At 72.6% G+C, this 16,340-nt stretch carries 15 protein-coding genes; all 15 read left to right on the top strand.

Features of this window, described 5'->3' with window-relative positions; all coding sequences use genetic code 11:
• The first annotated feature begins 26 nt into the window (after window positions 1-26).
• Window positions 27-2,048 carry a beta-galactosidase gene (locus IEZ20_RS12095; RefSeq protein WP_189297455.1) on the top strand — a complete coding sequence of 674 codons (2,022 nt, stop codon included), beginning with the start codon at window positions 27-29 and terminating at the stop codon, window positions 2,046-2,048.
• A gap of 109 nt (window positions 2,049-2,157) precedes the next feature.
• The gene (locus tag IEZ20_RS12090) at window positions 2,158-3,720 is read left to right on the top strand and encodes a glycosyl hydrolase 53 family protein (protein WP_189297453.1); all 1,563 of its coding nucleotides are present in this window, start codon (window positions 2,158-2,160) and stop codon (window positions 3,718-3,720) included.
• A 188-nt stretch (window positions 3,721-3,908) separates the two neighbouring features.
• Complete coding sequence (locus IEZ20_RS12085) at window positions 3,909-4,196, top strand: helix-turn-helix domain-containing protein (RefSeq protein ID WP_189297451.1); 288 nt, start codon at window positions 3,909-3,911, stop codon at window positions 4,194-4,196.
• 185 nt (window positions 4,197-4,381) lie between these two features.
• Window positions 4,382-5,341 carry an SMP-30/gluconolactonase/LRE family protein gene (locus tag IEZ20_RS12080; protein WP_189297449.1) on the top strand — a complete coding sequence of 320 codons (960 nt, stop codon included), beginning with the start codon at window positions 4,382-4,384 and terminating at the stop codon, window positions 5,339-5,341.
• A gap of 67 nt (window positions 5,342-5,408) precedes the next feature.
• Window positions 5,409-5,870, top strand: a complete 462-nt coding sequence (gene crcB / locus IEZ20_RS12075) for a fluoride efflux transporter CrcB (protein ID WP_189297447.1) — start codon at window positions 5,409-5,411, stop codon at window positions 5,868-5,870.
• A complete protein-coding gene (locus IEZ20_RS12070) occupies window positions 5,867-6,253 on the top strand; it encodes a DUF190 domain-containing protein (RefSeq protein WP_189297445.1) in 387 nt (128 codons plus the stop codon). Before crcB (IEZ20_RS12075) ends, IEZ20_RS12070 begins: the two co-directional genes overlap by 4 nt.
• Window positions 6,250-6,624: a fluoride efflux transporter CrcB gene (gene crcB, locus IEZ20_RS12065; RefSeq protein WP_189297443.1), complete on the top strand. Its 375-nt coding sequence runs from the start codon at window positions 6,250-6,252 to the stop codon at window positions 6,622-6,624. The genes IEZ20_RS12070 and crcB (IEZ20_RS12065) overlap by 4 nt, the downstream gene beginning before the upstream one ends.
• 73 nt (window positions 6,625-6,697) lie before the next feature.
• Window positions 6,698-7,534 (top strand): undecaprenyl-diphosphate phosphatase, encoded by an 837-nt coding sequence (locus tag IEZ20_RS12060; protein ID WP_189297441.1) that lies wholly within the window; start codon window positions 6,698-6,700, stop codon window positions 7,532-7,534.
• A 173-nt stretch (window positions 7,535-7,707) separates the two neighbouring features.
• Entirely contained in the window at window positions 7,708-8,385 is a 678-nt protein-coding gene (locus IEZ20_RS12055) for a FadR/GntR family transcriptional regulator (RefSeq protein ID WP_189297812.1), read from the top strand.
• Window positions 8,382-9,821: an amino acid permease gene (locus tag IEZ20_RS12050; RefSeq protein ID WP_189297439.1), complete on the top strand. Its 1,440-nt coding sequence runs from the start codon at window positions 8,382-8,384 to the stop codon at window positions 9,819-9,821. Before IEZ20_RS12055 ends, IEZ20_RS12050 begins: the two co-directional genes overlap by 4 nt.
• Window positions 9,822-9,862: 41 nt before the next feature.
• Complete coding sequence (locus tag IEZ20_RS12045; protein WP_189297437.1) at window positions 9,863-10,879, top strand: asparaginase; 1,017 nt, start codon at window positions 9,863-9,865, stop codon at window positions 10,877-10,879.
• An 85-nt stretch (window positions 10,880-10,964) separates the two neighbouring features.
• Window positions 10,965-12,374, top strand: a complete 1,410-nt coding sequence (gene aspA, locus IEZ20_RS12040) for an aspartate ammonia-lyase (protein WP_189297435.1) — start codon at window positions 10,965-10,967, stop codon at window positions 12,372-12,374.
• Between the two features lie 58 nt (window positions 12,375-12,432).
• Entirely contained in the window at window positions 12,433-13,362 is a 930-nt protein-coding gene (locus IEZ20_RS12035) for a glutaminase (RefSeq protein WP_373303923.1), read from the top strand.
• 132 nt (window positions 13,363-13,494) lie between these two features.
• Window positions 13,495-14,913: a polyprenol phosphomannose-dependent alpha 1,6 mannosyltransferase MptB gene (gene mptB, locus IEZ20_RS12030; RefSeq protein ID WP_189297433.1), complete on the top strand. Its 1,419-nt coding sequence runs from the start codon at window positions 13,495-13,497 to the stop codon at window positions 14,911-14,913.
• Window positions 14,910-16,337 (top strand): glycosyltransferase family 87 protein, encoded by a 1,428-nt coding sequence (locus IEZ20_RS40590; RefSeq protein ID WP_308434656.1) that lies wholly within the window; start codon window positions 14,910-14,912, stop codon window positions 16,335-16,337. Before mptB ends, IEZ20_RS40590 begins: the two co-directional genes overlap by 4 nt.
• Window positions 16,338-16,340: the final 3 nt, after the last annotated feature.

Raw genomic sequence — 16,340 nt, 5'->3', positions numbered from 1 at the left:
AATGATCGATTACCCGGGAGACATCCATGCCGGACACCAGCCCCAGGGGCCTCACCAGGCTCGCCTTCGGCGGGGACTACAACCCCGAGCAGTGGCCGGAATCCGTCTGGCAGGAGGACGTCCGGCTGATGCGGGAGGCCGGCGTCACGATGGTGAGCGTCGGGATCTTCTCCTGGGCGCTGCTGGAGCCGGCGGCCGGCGCGTACGACTTCGGCTGGCTGGACCGGGTGCTGGACCTGCTCCACGACAACGGCATCCGGGTCGACCTCGGCACCCCCACGGTCGTGCCGCCCGTCTGGTTCTACCGCGCGCACCCGGAAGCGCTGCCGGTCACCGCCGAGGGCGTGCGCTACGAGTTCGGCTCGCGCGGCGCGATCTGCCACAGCAACGCCGACTACCGCGCGGCCGCCGCCCGCATCACCACGAAGCTCGCCGAGCGCTACGGCGACCACCCGGCGCTCGCGATGTGGCACGTCCACAACGAGTACGGCGTTCCCGTGTCGGCCTGCTACTGCGAGTCCTGCGCGGACCACTTCCGCCGCTGGCTCGCGGACACCTACGGCAGCGTGGAGGCCGTCAACGAAGCCTGGGGCACGGCCTTCTGGGGCCAGCGCTACACCGACTTCGCGCAGATCAACCCGCCCCGGGCCACCCCGACCGTCGGCAACCCGGGCCAGGCCCTCGACTACAGGCGGTTCGCCGACGCCACCATCCGGGAGAACTTCCGCGCCGAGCGCGACATCCTGCACCGCCTCTCACCGGGCGTGCCGGTCACCACCAACTTCATGACCGCGCTGAGCCAGTGCGACTCCATGGACTACTGGGCGTGGGGCCGCGAGGTCGACCTCGTCACCAACGACCACTACCTGATCACCGACGGCCGCCGCACCCACGTCAACCTCGCCATGGCCGCCGACCTCACCCGCTCGGTCGCCGGCGGCGCCCCCTGGCTGCTGCTGGAGCACTCCACCTCGGGCGTCAACTGGCAGCCCCGCAACCCCGCGAAGGCCCCCGGGCAGATGGCCCGCAACTCCCTCGCCCACGTGGCGCGCGGCTCCGAGGGCGCGATGTTCTTCCAGTGGCGCCAGTCCCGGCGCGGCGCCGAGAAGTTCCACTCGGCGATGCTGCCGCACGGCGGCACCGACACCCGTGTCTGGCGCGAGGTCACCGAACTCGGCGCCTCGGTGGCCGCGTTGGAAGGGATCCGGGGGACCCGCACCGAGGCCGACGCGGCCATGCTGTGGGACTGGCAGTCCTGGTGGGCGCAGAACCTCGCCTGGCGCCCCAGCGAGGACCACGACGCGCGTGAGCGCGCCGACTCCTTCTACGAGGCCCTCTACGACCGCCACCTCACCGTCGACTTCGCCCACCCGGAAGCCGGCCTGTCGCGGTACCCGCTGGTCGTGGTGCCGGCCCTGTACCTGATGACCGAGGCCGCCGGGAACAACGTCAGGGAGTACGTCGAGAACGGCGGCACGCTCGTGGTGTCGTACTTCTCCGGCATCGTGGACGAGCACGACGCCGTCCACGACGGCGCCTACCCGGGTGTCCTGCGCGATGTCCTGGGGCTCACCGTGGAGGAGTTCTCGCCGCTGCTCAAGGACGAGCGGGTCTCTCTGACCGCTCCGGACGGCTCCGGCCTGACCGGGGACGTGTGGACGGAGTTCGTCGTCCCGCGCGGCGCCGAGACCGTGTGGGCGTACGCCGACGGGCTCACCGCGGGCCGCCCGGCCGTCACCCGCCACCGGTACGGCCGGGGCACCGCCTGGTACGTCTCCACCCGCCTCCACGCCCGGGACCTGGACGCGGTGCTCGGCCGGGCGGCCGACGACGCCGGTCTCGCCCCGCGCGCCGGCCTGCCCCGCGACGTCGAGGTCGTGCGCCGCCGCGGTGAGTCGGGCAGCTACCTCTTCGTCATCAACCACACCGCCGGCGACACCAAGGTGCCGCTGGACGCGCCCGGCACCGAGCTGCTGACGGGCGAACACGCCGCGGGCCGCCTCGCGGTCCCGGCGGGGGCCGTCCGGGTCGTACGACTCGACGGCTGAGCCGGCTCCCCTCCGCCCGCGTGTGCCACGAGAGCCGTGGGCGGAGGGGTTCTCCTCCAGCCCCACCGGAGGACACCCCTCCCCAGTTACGTCGAAGGGACGACGGACGATGAAGTTCCATCCCAGACGCACCATCAGGGCCCTGCTGCCGCCGCTCGCGGCCGGGCTCGCCCTCACCGCCCTGCCCGCACAGACCGCCCAGGCCGCGAGCACCCTCACCAACGGCGGCTTCGAGTCCGACCGCACCGGCTCGGCCGCCCCCGCGGGCTGGTCCGAGTACGGCGACACCGGCGCCTCGTACACCGAGTCCGGCGGCCACAGCGGCGGTTACCGCCTCAGCCACTACTCCTCCTCCGCGTACAAGGTGGAGACGTACCAGTACCTGTCCGGGCTGACCAACGGGAACTACACGCTCACGGCGTGGGTCCGCTCCAGCGGAGGACAGAACGCCGCGTACATGGCGCTCAGGAACTGCGGAAGTGCGGAACAGCGCACGGATCTCCCCATATCGTCCAGTGGGTGGATCCGGATCGTCACGTCGGTCAAGGTGACCAACAACCAGTGCACCATCAGCGTCAACAGTGACGCGAACGCCGGCAACTGGATCAATGTTGACGATCTGACCTTCACGTCCGGCACGACCGGTACATCCGTCCACGGCGCCGACGTGTCCTCCCTCGCCAAGAGCGAGGCCAAGGGCGGCGTCTACCGGACGAGTTCCGGTGCCACCGGCGACGCCCTGTCGATCCTCAAGTCGTCCGGCATGAACTACGCGCGCCTGAAGGTCTGGGTGAACCCGGCCGACGGCTTCAACGACAAGGCGCACGTCCTCGCCACCGCCAAGCGCGTCAAGGCGCAGGGCATGAAGCTCCTGGTCGACTTCCACTACTCGGACACCTGGGCCGACCCGGGAGCCCAGACGAAACCGGCCGCATGGGCGGGCCACACCTACAGCCAGCTGAAGACGGACGTGTACAACCACACGTACGACGTGCTGAACGCCTTGAAGGCGCAAGGCACCACCGCCGACATGGTCCAGGTGGGCAATGAGATCAACGGCGGCATGCTGTGGTCCGAGGGATCCACGGACCACTGGAGCCAGCTCGCCGGGTTGATCAACTCCGGCTACGACGCCGTCAAGGCGGTCAACTCGTCCACCCTCGTCGCGCTGCACCTGGCCAAGGGCGGGGACAAGGCCGGCACCGAGTGGTGGTTCGACAACGCGGTGGCCAACGGCGTGAAGTTCGACGCGATCGGCCTGTCGTACTACGGCTACTGGCACGGTCCGCTGTCCGACTTCCAGACCACCCTGGACGACGCGGCCTCCCGCTACGGCAAGCCGGTGTTCGTCGCCGAGACGGCCTACCCGTTCCGTCTCGACAGCGACGACTCGCTCACCAACCAGATCGACACCACCGGCGAGCTGGTCTCCGGCTACCCGGCGACCGTGGCCGGCCAGACCAAGTGGATGAACGACGTGGCGAGCATCGTGGAGGCCGCCCCGAACGGTCGCGGGCTCGGCGTCTTCTACTGGGAGGCGACCTGGACCGCCGTCAACGGCAACGGCTGGGACCCGACGGATGCCGGGTCCGGCAACGGCTGGGAGAACCAGGCCCTGTTCGGCTACGACGACAAGGCGCTCTCCTCCATGACGTGGTTCGGCCACCGCTGAGCCGTGCGTGACGGGGCCCGGCCGCACCCCGCGGCCGGGCCCCGTCGTGCGCGGGCGGACGGGAACCCTCCTCGGTCGCACGGCCGTTCGGTACCGGACAACGGCCGCGGAGTCCCGGACGGGACCGCGTCGCCGGGGCCACAGTGGGAACACTGCGTACGAGGAGGCCGGCAACGGAGGGCGGACGGATGACGGGTACTCCCTCGGGCCGGATGCGGCAGACCATCCTGGAGTGGCTCAAGGACCCGCCGGCGCACTTCCCCGCGGCGCGCCACCGCGGCCCCGCCGAGACCGGCGTCACCGCGCGGGCCGTCGCCGCCAAGCTGGGCGTGCCCTGCCGGACCGCCCGTTCCCACCTGGACCTCCTCACCCGCCTCGGCCTCCTGCGCACCCACCGGACGCGCTGCCGCACCTACTACCGGCGCGACGAGATCCGCATCGCCGAGGTGGCCCGGATGTTCGAGAAGGGCTGGTGACGGCGGCGGCCGCGGGCAGTTGACGGCGGGGGAGGCCACGGCACAGCAGGACACGGCACGGCGGGCACGGCACGGCAGGATGCGGCAGGGTGCGGCGGGGGACGACAGGGTGCGGCGGGGGACGGCAGGGTACGGCGGGGGACGGCAGGGGGGCGCAGGGGTCCCCGACGGAGGAGGGACCGCGCATGGACCGACCGACGGCACTCGTGCCGCTCCACTACGTCGCCCTGGGCGCCCGCGGCCCCGAGGACGTCGTCGCCGATCCGCACGGGCGCGTGCTGACCGGCGTCGCGGACGGACGCATCCTCCGCGTCCACCACCTCGGCGACCCGCGCACCGCCCGCGTGGAGGTGCTGGCCGAGACCGGCGGCCGTCCCCTCGGGCTCGAACCGCTGCCGGACGGCGACCTGCTGGTGTGCGACGCGGAACGCGGCCTGCTGCGCGTGGGCACGGACGACGGCACCGTCCGCGTCCTCGTGGACACCCTCGCGGGGGAGCCGCTCCGCTTCTGCAGCAACGCCGTCGCCCTGCCCGACGGCACCGTGTACGTCACCGTCTCCAGCCGCCGCTACCCGCTGAGCCGGTGGATCGGCGACATCGTCGAGCACACCGGCACCGGGCGCCTGCTGCGGCTCGCCCCCGGGGGCGGGGAACCCGACGTCGTGCTGGACGGGCTCCAGTTCGCCAACGGGCTCGCCCCGAGCGCCGACGGCTCCTTCCTGGTGATCGCCGAGACCGGCTCCTGCCGCCTCACCCGTTTCCTGCTCACCGGTCCCCGCGCCGGCCGCGCCGAACCCTTCGCCGAGCTGCCCGGCATGCCGGACAACCTCTGGCGCGAGGGCCCCGGCGGTCCCGTCTGGGTGGCCCTGGCCAGCCCCCGCGTCCCCCCGCTGGACCTGCTGCACCGCACCCCGCCGGCCGTCCGCCGGACCGCCGCCCGGGCCGTCGTGCGCGCGCCGTACCGCCCGAGCGGGACCGTCGGCGTCGTCGCCGTGGACGACCGGGGCCGCACCGTGCACCACCTCGTCCGCCGGCGCTCCGGCTTCCGCATGGTCACCAGTGTGTGCGCCGTCGGTGACCACCTGGTGCTCGGCAGCCTCCAGGAGCCGGGGGTGGCGGTCTGCGCCCGGCCCGGCGCCGGCTGAGGCGGCGGTACCCTGGTCCCGGCCTTGATCGCCCGTCGGGGCAGGGGCCGAAGAGGAGACGTACCAGATGACAGCCCCGGAGACGGAGACCCGCGGCGTCCGCCCGGCGCCGCCGCGACGGCCCGAGTGGCGTGCGCAGGCGCCCGTCGTCGCGGTCGTGGCGGCCGGCGGCGCGCTCGGCGCGGTGGCCCGCTACGCGCTCACGCTCGCCCTGCCGACGCCCCCCGGCGGCTTCCCGTGGGCGACGTTCTGGACCAACGTCTCCGGCTGCGCCGCCATGGGCGTGCTCATGGTGCTGGTCACCGAGGTGTGGGCGGCCCACCGGCTGCTGCGGCCGTTCCTCGGCACCGGCGTCCTCGGCGGCTTCACCACCTTCTCCACCTACGCGGTCGACACGCGCGGGCTGGTCGACGCCGGCCGCCCGGGGCTGGGCCTCGCCTATCTCGCCGTGACGCTCCTGGCGGCCCTCTCGGCGGTGTGGCTCGCCTCGGCCGCCGCCCGCGGGCTGCTCGTCAGGAGGCAGCGATGACATCCCTCACCGGCCCCGCCCTCCGGCTCACCGTGTACGTCGACGAGAACGAGACCTGGCACCACAAACCGCTCTACTCCGAGATCGTCCACCGCGCGCACGCCGCCGGACTCGCCGGCGCCAGCGTCTTCCGGGGCATCGAGGGCTACGGCGCCTCCTCCCGCATCCACACCTCCCGCCTGCTGTCGCTGAGCGAGGACCTGCCGGTCGCGGTGGTCGTCGTGGACGCCGAGGAGCGGGTGCGGGCCTTCCTGCCGCAGCTGGAGGAGCTCGTCGGCGAGGGCCTCGTGACCCTGGAGGAGTGCGAGGTCGTCCTTCCCCGGTCGCACCGGCGTACCCCGGGCCCGGACGGAACGGACGGGGAAGGTAAGAAGTCGTTGTGAACTGGCTGCTGGTCGTCGCGGGAGCCGTCGTCGGCGCGCCCGTGCGCTATCTCACCGACCGTGCCGTGCAGGCCCGCCACGACTCGCTGTTCCCCTGGGGCACCTTCGTGGTGAACGTGGTCGGCTGCCTGGTCCTGGGGCTGCTCACCGGTGCCGTCTCCGCCGGGGTCGCCGGGCCGGATCTGCGGCTCCTGGTGGGCGCCGGGCTGTGCGGTGCGCTGACGACGTACTCGACCTTCTCCTACGAGACCCTGCGGCTGACCGAGGCGGGCTCGGGGCTCTACGCTGCCCTGAACGTCGTGGCAAGCGTGTCGGCGGGGCTCGCGGCAGCCTTTACCGGGGCCTCACTCGCCGGCGCCCTGTGGGCCTGAGGGCTTGCCACCCGGCCGGGCACAGCAATTAGTGTCTACAGCACTGTCGACCAACTCCTCAGAACTGGATCCCATGAGCGCCATCTCCGTCGGTCAGGCCGTCGTCCTCGGAGTAGTCGAGGGGGTGACCGAGTTCCTCCCCGTGTCCTCCACCGGCCACCTCAAGATCGCCGAGGGGCTCATGGACATCCCCGTCGACGACAAGTCCGTCGTCGGGTTCTCCGCCGTCATCCAGGTCGGCGCCATCGCCGCCGTGCTCGTGTACTTCTTCAAGGACATCCGGCGGATCGTCACCGCCTGGTTCCGCGGTCTGACCAACCGCGAGGAGCGCTACCACCACGACTACAAGTTCGCCTGGTGGGTGATCGCCGCCACCGTCCCGATCGTCGTGGTGGGTCTGGCCGCGAAGCCCCTGATCGACGGCCCGCTCGCCTCGCTGTGGGTCGTCGCCGGATCGCTGATCGTCGGCTCGGGCGTGATGTGGGCCGCCGACCAGATGGGCCGGCACAAGCGCGGTGAGGACGACACGTCCTTCAAGGATGCGATGTGGGTCGGCTGCTCCCAGATCCTCGCCCTGCTCTTCCCCGGCTTCTCCCGCTCCGGCGCCACCATGTCCACCGCGCTCATCCTGGACCTGGACCGCGTCGCCGCCACCCGGCTCTCCTTCTTCCTCGGCATCCCCGCCCTGACCGGTGCGGGCCTGTACGAGCTGAAGGACGCCCTGGGCGCGGGCGTCGGCGCCGCCCCGCTGGCCGTCGGCACCGTCGTCTCGTTCGTCGTCGCGTACGCCTCCATCGCCTGGCTGCTCAAGTTCGTCGCCAAGCACTCCTTCAACGCCTTCGTGATCTACCGGATCGTCGTCGGTGTCCTCCTCCTCGGCCTGCTGGCCACCGGCACGCTCAGCAGCTGAACCGACGCCGCTGATCACCCACGGGGTGCGGATGCCTGCATACAGGCATCCGCACCCCGTGAATGTTTCCTTACCGGATGCCTTGACAGCCCCTGCCCGCACCCCGCAGGATCGCTCCCGTGAACCTGTCAGACAGCCAGACAGGTGGTCTCGTCCCCCGGCGCGTCAGTGCCATGGAAGCGGTGCTCGACCACCTCCGCAGCGCCATCGAGCGCGGGCAGTACGCCATCGGTGACAAGCTCCCCTCCGAGGCCGAGCTGTGCCGCACCCTGGAGGTGTCCCGGCCCGTGCTGCGCGAGGCGCTGCGCGCGCTGCAGACGATGGGCCTCACGGTCTCCCGGACCGGCAAGGGGACCTTCGTCGTCGCGAACACCGTCGAGGACCCCACCTTCGGCGACTACGCGGCCAGCGACCTGCTCGAAGTGCGCCGCCACATCGAGATCCCGGTCGCCGGGTACGCGGCCCTGCGCCGCACCCCGGAGAACCTGGACCACCTGGCCCACCTGCTCGACCGCATGGAGCGGGAGGCGGACACCACCGCCTGGGTCGCGATGGACACCCTCTTCCACCTCGCCGTGGCCGAGGCCGCCCAGAACCCGGTCTTCCGCCGGGTCATCGAGGAGATCCGCGACGCACTGGCGCGTCAGTCGGCCTTCCTCAACGAGCTGGGCGGGCGCCGCGAGCAGTCCAACCGCGAGCACCGGGCGATCGTGGAGGCGCTGGTCGACGGTTCCGAACGCGACGCGGCGGAGGCCATGAGCCACCACCTGGACCGCGTCGAGACGACCCTCACCGACATCGTCCGTCCCCAGCGGACGGACTCCCCAACGGAAGGCGGACCCGAGGCGTGAGCGAGCAGCACCTCAAAGACGAGACGCGCCCCTCGTCCGGCCATGTCGACGCCGGAGACGCCGGCTACAGCAAAGGCCTGAAGCACCGGCACGTCAACATGATCGCCATCGGCGGTGCCATCGGCACCGGCCTCTTCCTCGGCGCGGGCGGCCGGCTCGCCGACGCCGGGCCCTCCCTCTTCATCGCGTACGCCGTCTGCGGCGTCTTCGCCTTCCTGGTCGTCCGCGCCCTCGGCGAACTCGTCCTGTACCGCCCCTCCTCCGGCGCCTTCGTGTCGTACGCCCGGGAGTTCCTGGGCGAGAAGGGCGCCTACACCGCGGGCTGGATGTACTTCCTCAACTGGGCCACCACCGGTATCGCCGACATCACGGCGGTCGCCACCTACACCCACTACTGGGGCATGTTCTCCGACGTCCCGCAGTGGTTGATCGCATTGATCGCCCTTGCGGTCGTGTTGACCGTCAACCTGATCTCCGTCAAGATCTTCGGCGAACTGGAGTTCTGGTTCGCGATCGTCAAGGTCAGCGCGCTCGTCGTCTTCATGTGCATCGGCATCTTCCTGCTGGTCACGCAGCACCCGGTCGACGGCCACCAGCCCGGCCCGTCCCTGATCACCGACAACGGCGGCGTCTTCCCGAGCGGTCTGCTGCCCATGCTGCTGATCATCCAGGGCGTCGTCTTCGCCTACGCCTCCGTCGAACTGGTCGGCGTGGCCGCCGGCGAGACCGAAAACCCCGAGAAGATCATGCCGAAGGCGATCAACTCGATCATGTGGCGCGTGGGCCTGTTCTACGTCGGCTCCGTGGTCCTGCTGTCGATGCTCCTCCCGTGGAACGAGTACGCCGCCGGCGAGAGCCCCTTCGTCACGGTGCTGTCCCACATCGGGGTCCCCGCGGCGGGCGGCGTGATGAACCTGGTCGTCCTGACCGCGGCCATGTCGTCCCTGAACTCCGGCCTGTACTCCACCGGCCGCATCCTGCGCTCCATGGCGATGAGCGGCTCCGCCCCGAAGTTCACCGCCCGGATGAGCCGCAGCCAGGTCCCGTACGGCGGAATCCTGCTCACCAGCGGTATCTGTGTCCTCGGCGTGGGCCTGAACTACGTGGTCCCCGCCGACGCGTTCGAGATCGTCCTCAACTTCGCGGCGATCGGCATCCTCGCGACCTGGGGCATGATCATGGTCTGCCACCTGCTCTTCTGGCGGAAGACCCGCAGCGGCGAGCTGGCCCGGCCGTCGTACCGTCTGCCGGGCTCCCCCTGGACCGAGATCGTGACGCTGGCGTTCCTCGCCTCCGTCCTGGTCCTCATGTACGCCGACGGCGGCGCCGGACGCACCACCGTGCTCTGTCTGCCGCTGATCGTCGCAGCACTGGTCGCGGGCTGGTACACCATCCGCGCCCGCATAGCCCGCACATCCACCGGCGCCGACGCGTGACCCGCGTTCCGGCCGCCCCCGACCCCCGATTCCAGGCAGTGATGTACAGCAGTTCCCCCGCCGACGCCCCCGTCGTCCGCGAACCCCTCCACGCCCCCGTCGCCCACCTCGTCCGCGGCGGGGTCGTCGAGGGCATCCACTACGGCTCCGTCGTCGTCCTCGGCGCCGACGGCCAGGTGCAGTTCCAGCTCGGCGACATCGAGGCCGCCTTCTACCCGCGCTCGGCCGTCAAGCCCCTCCAGGCCGTGGCCATGCTGCGGGCCGGCCTTCCGCTCGACGGCGAACTGCTGTCGCTGGCCGCCGCGAGCCACTCCGGCGAGGAGCGCCACCTCGCCGGCACCCGGCGCATCCTCGAACTCGCCGATCTCACCGAGGACGACCTGCGCAACGTGCCCGACATGCCGTTCGACCCGGTCGTCCGGGACGCCTGGATCCGCGAGGGCCGGCTGCCCTCCCGCCTCGCCCAGAACTGCTCCGGCAAGCACGCGGCCATGCTCTGGACCGCCCGGCTCAACGGCTGGTCCCTGCAGGACTACCTGGACCCGGCGCACCCGCTGCAGCAGGCCGTCGCCGCGACCGTCGAGGACCTGACCGGCCAGCGCGTCGCCCGGGTCACCGTGGACGGCTGCGGCGCCCCGCTGTTCTCCATCTCCCTGCACGGCCTCGCCCGCGCCCTCGCCCGGATCACCACGGCCGCGCCCGGCACCCCCGAGGCCCGGGTCGCCGACGCGATGCGCGAGCACGCCGAGATGGCCTCCGGCTCCGGCCGCGACGTCGCCGCGCTCATGCGGGCCGTGCCCGGGCTGCTCGCCAAGGACGGCTTCGAGGGCGTACAGGTCGCCGCGCTGCCCGACGGCCGGGCCGTCGCGGTCAAGATCGCCGACGGGGCGAACCGCGCCCGCGTCCCGGTCGCCGCGGCCGCGCTGGCACGGGCCGGGGTGGACCCGGCTCTGCTGACCGAGTTCGCGGGGGAGCCGCTGCTCGGGGGCGGGGAGCCGGTGGGATGCGTGCGGCCGGTGCGGTCGCTGGATCCGGTTCCGCTCACCGCCTGCGCGTAGTCCCCCCCGCGTTCCGATGACGACTGCCGGCCGTCGCGGCCCGGCGCTTTCACCTCCGTACCTCAGAAAGAGGACCCCTGCCCTCATGACCGCCGCCACTCGCTCCGAACACGACCTGCTCGGCGACCGCGACGTCCCCGTCGACGCGTACTGGGGCATCCACACCCTGCGCGCGACGGAGAACTTCCCCATCACCGGCACCCCGATCTCCGCCTACCCGCACCTGATCGACGCCCTGGCCGCCGTGAAGGAGGCCGCCGCGCTCGCCAACGAGGAACTCGGGCTGCTGGCGCCGGAGAAGGCCGCCGCGATCGTCGCCGCCTGCCGCGAGATCCGCAACGGCGAGCTGCACGACCAGTTCGTCGTGGACGTCATCCAGGGCGGCGCCGGCACGTCCACGAACATGAACGCCAACGAGGTCGTGGCGAACCGCGCGCTGGAGTTGATGGGCCACGCCAAGGGGCAGTACACGTATCTGCACCCCAACGAGGACGTCAACCTGAGCCAGTCGACCAATGACGTCTACCCGACGGCCGTCAAGGTGGCGACGGTCTTCGCGGTACGTGGACTGCTCAGGTCGATGTCCGTACTCCAGGACGCCTTCGCCCGCAAGGCCGTCGAGTTCCGTGACGTGCTCAAGATGGGCCGTACACAGTTGCAGGACGCGGTACCGATGACGCTCGGTCAGGAGTTCTCCGCGTTCGCCGTCATGATCGAGGAGGACCGCAGCCGTCTGGCCGAGGCCGTCGAGCTGATCCATGAGATCAACCTGGGAGCCACGGCCATCGGCACCGGCCTCAACGCCCCCGCCGGGTACGCCGAGGCCGCCCGCCGCCACCTCTCCGCCCTCACCGGCCTGCACCTGGTCACCGCCGCCAACCTGGTCGAGGCCACCCAGGACTGCGGCGCCTTCGTCCAGATGTCCGGCGTCCTCAAGCGGATCGCGGTCAAGCTCTCCAAGAGCTGCAACGACCTGCGGCTGCTGTCCTCCGGCCCGCGCGCGGGTCTCGGCGAGATCAACCTGCCGCCGGTGCAGGCCGGTTCGTCGATCATGCCGGGCAAGGTCAACCCGGTCATCCCCGAGGTGGTCAACCAGGTCGCCTTCGAGGTGATCGGCAACGACGTCGCCATCACCATGGCCGCCGAGGCCGGACAGCTCCAGCTCAACGCCTTCGAGCCGATCATCCTGCACTCCCTGTCGGAGTCGATCACGCACCTGGAGAGCGCCTGCCGCACGCTGGCCGAGCGCTGCGTCTTCGGCATCACCGCCAACACGGAGCGGCTGCGGGCCACCGTGGAGAACTCCATCGGCCTGGTCACCGCGCTCAACCCGCACATCGGCTACACGGCGGCGACCGACATCGCCAAGGAAGCCCTCGTCACCGGCCGGGGCGTGGCCGAACTGGTGCTGGAGAAGGGCCTGCTGCCCCCCGGGAAGCTGGCCGACCTGCTGCGTCCGGAGGTCGTCGCCGGCAGCGGGGCACCGGCCGCCTGACCTGCGGTGACGCCAGCACGATGACGCTCCGGGGCCGACGGGAGGCACAATAGTGATCATGACAACGACGTCGTCCCTCCCCTTCCTGCCGGTCCTGGAGCGCATCGCCGAGGAGATCAGCCGCACGCCCGGGCGCGGCCGGGCCGCCGACTACATCCCGGCGCTCGCCGCCTGCGACCCCCGCAGCTTCGGCATGGCCGTCGCCGAGCTGGACGGCACGGTGTACGGCGTGGGGGACTGGCGGCAGCCGTTCTCCACCCAGTCGATCACCAAGGTGTTCACGCTCGCCCTGGACCTGGCCCGGGAGGGCGACGAACTCTGGGAGCACGTGGGCCGGGAACCCTCCGGCAACCCGTTCAACTCCCTGGTCCAGCTGGAGTACGAGAACGGCATCCCGCGGAATCCTTTCATCAACGCGGGTGCCCTCGTCGTCACCGACCGCCTGCAGACCCGTACCGGCGACGCGGCCGGCGAGCTGCTGGCCTTCCTGCGCGCCGAGAGCGGCAACCCGGAGCTGGACTTCGACAAGGAGGTCGCCGCCTCGGAGACCGCGCACGGCGACCGCAACGCCGCCCTCGCCCATTTCATGGCGTCCTACGGCAACATCGACAACGAGGTGCCGGTCCTGCTCGACCAGTACTTCCGGCAGTGCTCCATCGGCGCCTCCTGCGCCGACCTGGCCCTCGCCACCGGCTTCCTCGCCCGGCACGGCATCCGCGCCGACGGCAGCCGGCTGCTCAGCCGCAGCCAGGCCAAGCAGGTCAACGCGGTCATGCTGACGTGCGGCACGTACGACGCGGCCGGCGACTTCGCCTACCGCGTCGGCCTGCCCGGCAAGAGCGGGGTCGGCGGAGGGATCATCGCCGTCGTACCGGGCCGGTGCACGCTGTGCGTGTGGAGCCCGGGCCTGGACGAACGCGGGAACTCCGTGGCCGGTGTGGCGGCCCTGGACCGGTTCACCACACTCACCGGCCTGTCGGTGTTCTGAGTACGGCCCCCGCCACCCGCGCCCTCCGGCGGTCACCGCTGCTCACGCGCCGGTCACACGGGGGCCGCCCGCAGGTGGAGGGAGTGTCTCCTTCCGGCCACCCGGCGTTGACACGCTGCACCGGTGTTGGCCATGGCGTTCCCCGTCGACCTCCGCCGCTGCCAGGTGCTGGGCCTGGTCGGTACCGCCTTCCTCGCGCTCGGCGGTGAGACGGCCGGCGCCCTGCCCGTCCGGGACCTCCTGGCGCCGGCCTCGGCGCGGGCGGCGCTGGGCCTGGTCGGGGTGTACTTCGGCGTCGTCCTGCTGATCGCGGCCTGGGTGCTCCTCGGCCGTCTGGTCCGCGGTCCCGAGCCGCCCGGCCCGCGCGCGCTGCTGGTCGTGCTGGCCGTCTGGGCGGCCCCGCTGCTGCTCGCCCCGCCGCTGTTCAGCCGGGACGTGTACAGCTACCTCGCGCAGGGCGCCATGGTCGACGCCCACATGGACGTCTACGCCCACGGCCCGGCGCAGCTCGGCGGCCCGCTCGCCGACGAGGTCGCCCCGATGTGGCGGCACACCGGCGCCCCCTACGGACCCGCCTTCCTGGTCCTGGCCTCCGCGCTGTCCGGACTGACCCGCGGCGAGGTGCCCGCGGGCCTGCTCGGCATGCGTCTGGTCGCCCTGCTCGGCGTGGCCCTCATGGCGGTGGCGCTGCCCCGGCTGGCCCGGCACAGCGGTGCCGACCCCTCCGCCGCGCTGTGGCTCGGCGCCCTCAACCCGCTCGTGCTGCTGCACCTGGTCGCGGGCGCCCACAACGACGCCCTCATGCTCGGTCTGCTGGGGCTCGGCCTGGTCGCCGCGCGGGGCCGCAGACCCGTCGTCGGCGCGGTCCTCGTCACGCTCGCCGCCCTGGTCAAGGCGCCGGCGGCGCTCGGTCTGCTGGCGGTCGTGGCCCTGCGGGTCCGCTCCGGCCGCCGCCCGCTGCCGGCCGTACTGGTCACCGCCGCGGCCGCCGCGACGACCACGGTCGCCGCGACCGCCCTCGCCGGCACCGGCTACGGCTGGATCGGCGCCCTGGACACCCCGGTCTCCCCGCACAACTGGGCGCTGACCAGCCTGCTCGGCCGCGCCACCGGCACCCTGCTCGCCCACCTCGGCAGCGACCTGGCCCCGCTGGCCGTCCCGGCCTGGCAGCTGCTCGGCCTCGCGGCCACCGCCGTGGCCGTCCCGCTGATCTGGCTGCGGCTGCGTCCCCGGCCGGTGTACGCGCTGGGCCTGAGCCTCCTCGCGGTAGCCGTCCTCGGCCCGGCGATCCGGCCCTGGTACCTGCTGTGGGGCCTGTTCCTCATCGCCGCCGCCGCGCCCAGCGCCTCGGTACGGCACCGGGTGGCGGCCCTGGCGGGCGTGCTCGCCCTCGCCGTCCTCCCCGGCGGCGGCCCTGCCGACGCCGGTCAACTGGTGCTCGCGGTCTCCGGCGGGGCACTCGGCGTGGTCGTCCTGTGCCAGGCGCACCAGGCCCGCCAGGCCGCGGCGCACCAGGCCGGCCGCGCCGCCCTCCCGGGAGGTACGGCATGACGGGCCCGGGGGACCGGCCGGGACGGCCCGGGCGGCGGCGACCGCCGGGCCCGCGCACGGACCGGGGCCGGCTGCTGCTGGTCCTGCTCCTCGTGGCCGCGGTGACCGTGTTCACGGCGACCGTGCCGCTGCTGCGCGGCTTCTTCGACCTGCGCGTGTACTACGGCACAGTGCACACCTGGGCGCACCACGGCGGCCGGATCTACGACTACCGGGTGCCGGGCACCTCGTACGGCTTCACCTACCCGCCCTTCGCGGCCGTCGTCATGCTGCCGCTGGCCCTGGTCGGCCGCACCACGGCGATCGTGGTGTCCGTGCTGGTGAACCTGGCCGCGCTGGCCGTGGTGCTGCGGATCCTCGCAGGTCCCGACTGGCGCCGGCACGGCTGGTACCGGTGGGCGCTGTGCCTGTGCCTGCTCGCCCTGTTCGAGCCGCTGCGGGACACCGTCAGCTTCGGCCAGGTGAACCTGGTGCTGCTCGCCCTGGTCCTCGGCGACTCCTGGCTGCCGGCGACCGGCCGGGGCCGCTGGGCGGGCGCCGGGATCGGGCTCGCCGCCGCCGTGAAGCTCACGCCCGCCCTCTTCATCGGCCTGCTGCTGCTCGCCGGGCGCCGGCGGGCGGCCGGCACCGCGCTGGCCGTCGCCGGGGTGGCGACCGCGCTGGCCTTCTGGGCGGACCCGGCGGCCTCCCGCTTCTACTGGACCGAGGCGCTGTGGGACACCAGCCGGGTGGGCCGCCTCGACTACGTGTCGAACCAGTCGCTGCAAGGGGTACTGGCCCGTCTCGGCGAGACCGGCCGCCCGCTGTGGGCGACGGCGGTCCTGCTGACCCTCTGCGTCTGGGGGTGGCGCGGCCGCCGGGCGGTCGCGGCCGGTGACAGGACGGCGGCGTTCGCGCTCACCGGCGCGGCGGCCTGCCTGGTCAGCCCCATCACCTGGGTGCACCATCTGGTCTGGCTGCTGCCGTCCTTCGCGGTGCTGGTGCGCGCCGGGCACCGGCGGACCGCGGCGGCCCTGTACGCGGTGCTGTGCACCAGCGTGGTGTGGCTGTGGGCCGGCGACTCCTCCGGCCCGGCCGGGTTCCTCGGCGGCAACCTCTACACCTGGGTCGCGCTGGGCCTGCTGCTCGGCCTGCCGGTCGGTCAGCCGCGGGACGACCTGCCTCCCTTGGCCCGCAACGCCAGCGCCACGGCCCCCGCGCCGAGCCCGGTCAGCCCCGCGACGACGGCGGTGCCGGACCAGTCCGAGTCCTCGTCCCGCGCCGGGGCCACGGCCGCCGCCACCGGTGCGGCGGACGCGGTCGGACGGGAGGGCGGGCGCAGCCCGTCCAGCGAGCCGACCGGGTCGACCCGCCCGGCCGCCGCGAAACCCCAGTCGAGCAGGGTCCGGGCCTCCTCGTACACGGTCAGTCCGCCGCCCGCCTGAGGG

Origin of the sequence: Streptomyces cinerochromogenes, from assembly GCF_014648635.1 — a bacterium.
In the GTDB taxonomy this organism is placed as follows: domain Bacteria; phylum Actinomycetota; class Actinomycetes; order Streptomycetales; family Streptomycetaceae; genus Streptomyces; species Streptomyces cinerochromogenes.
This window is presented reverse-complemented; position numbering and strand designations above follow the sequence as displayed.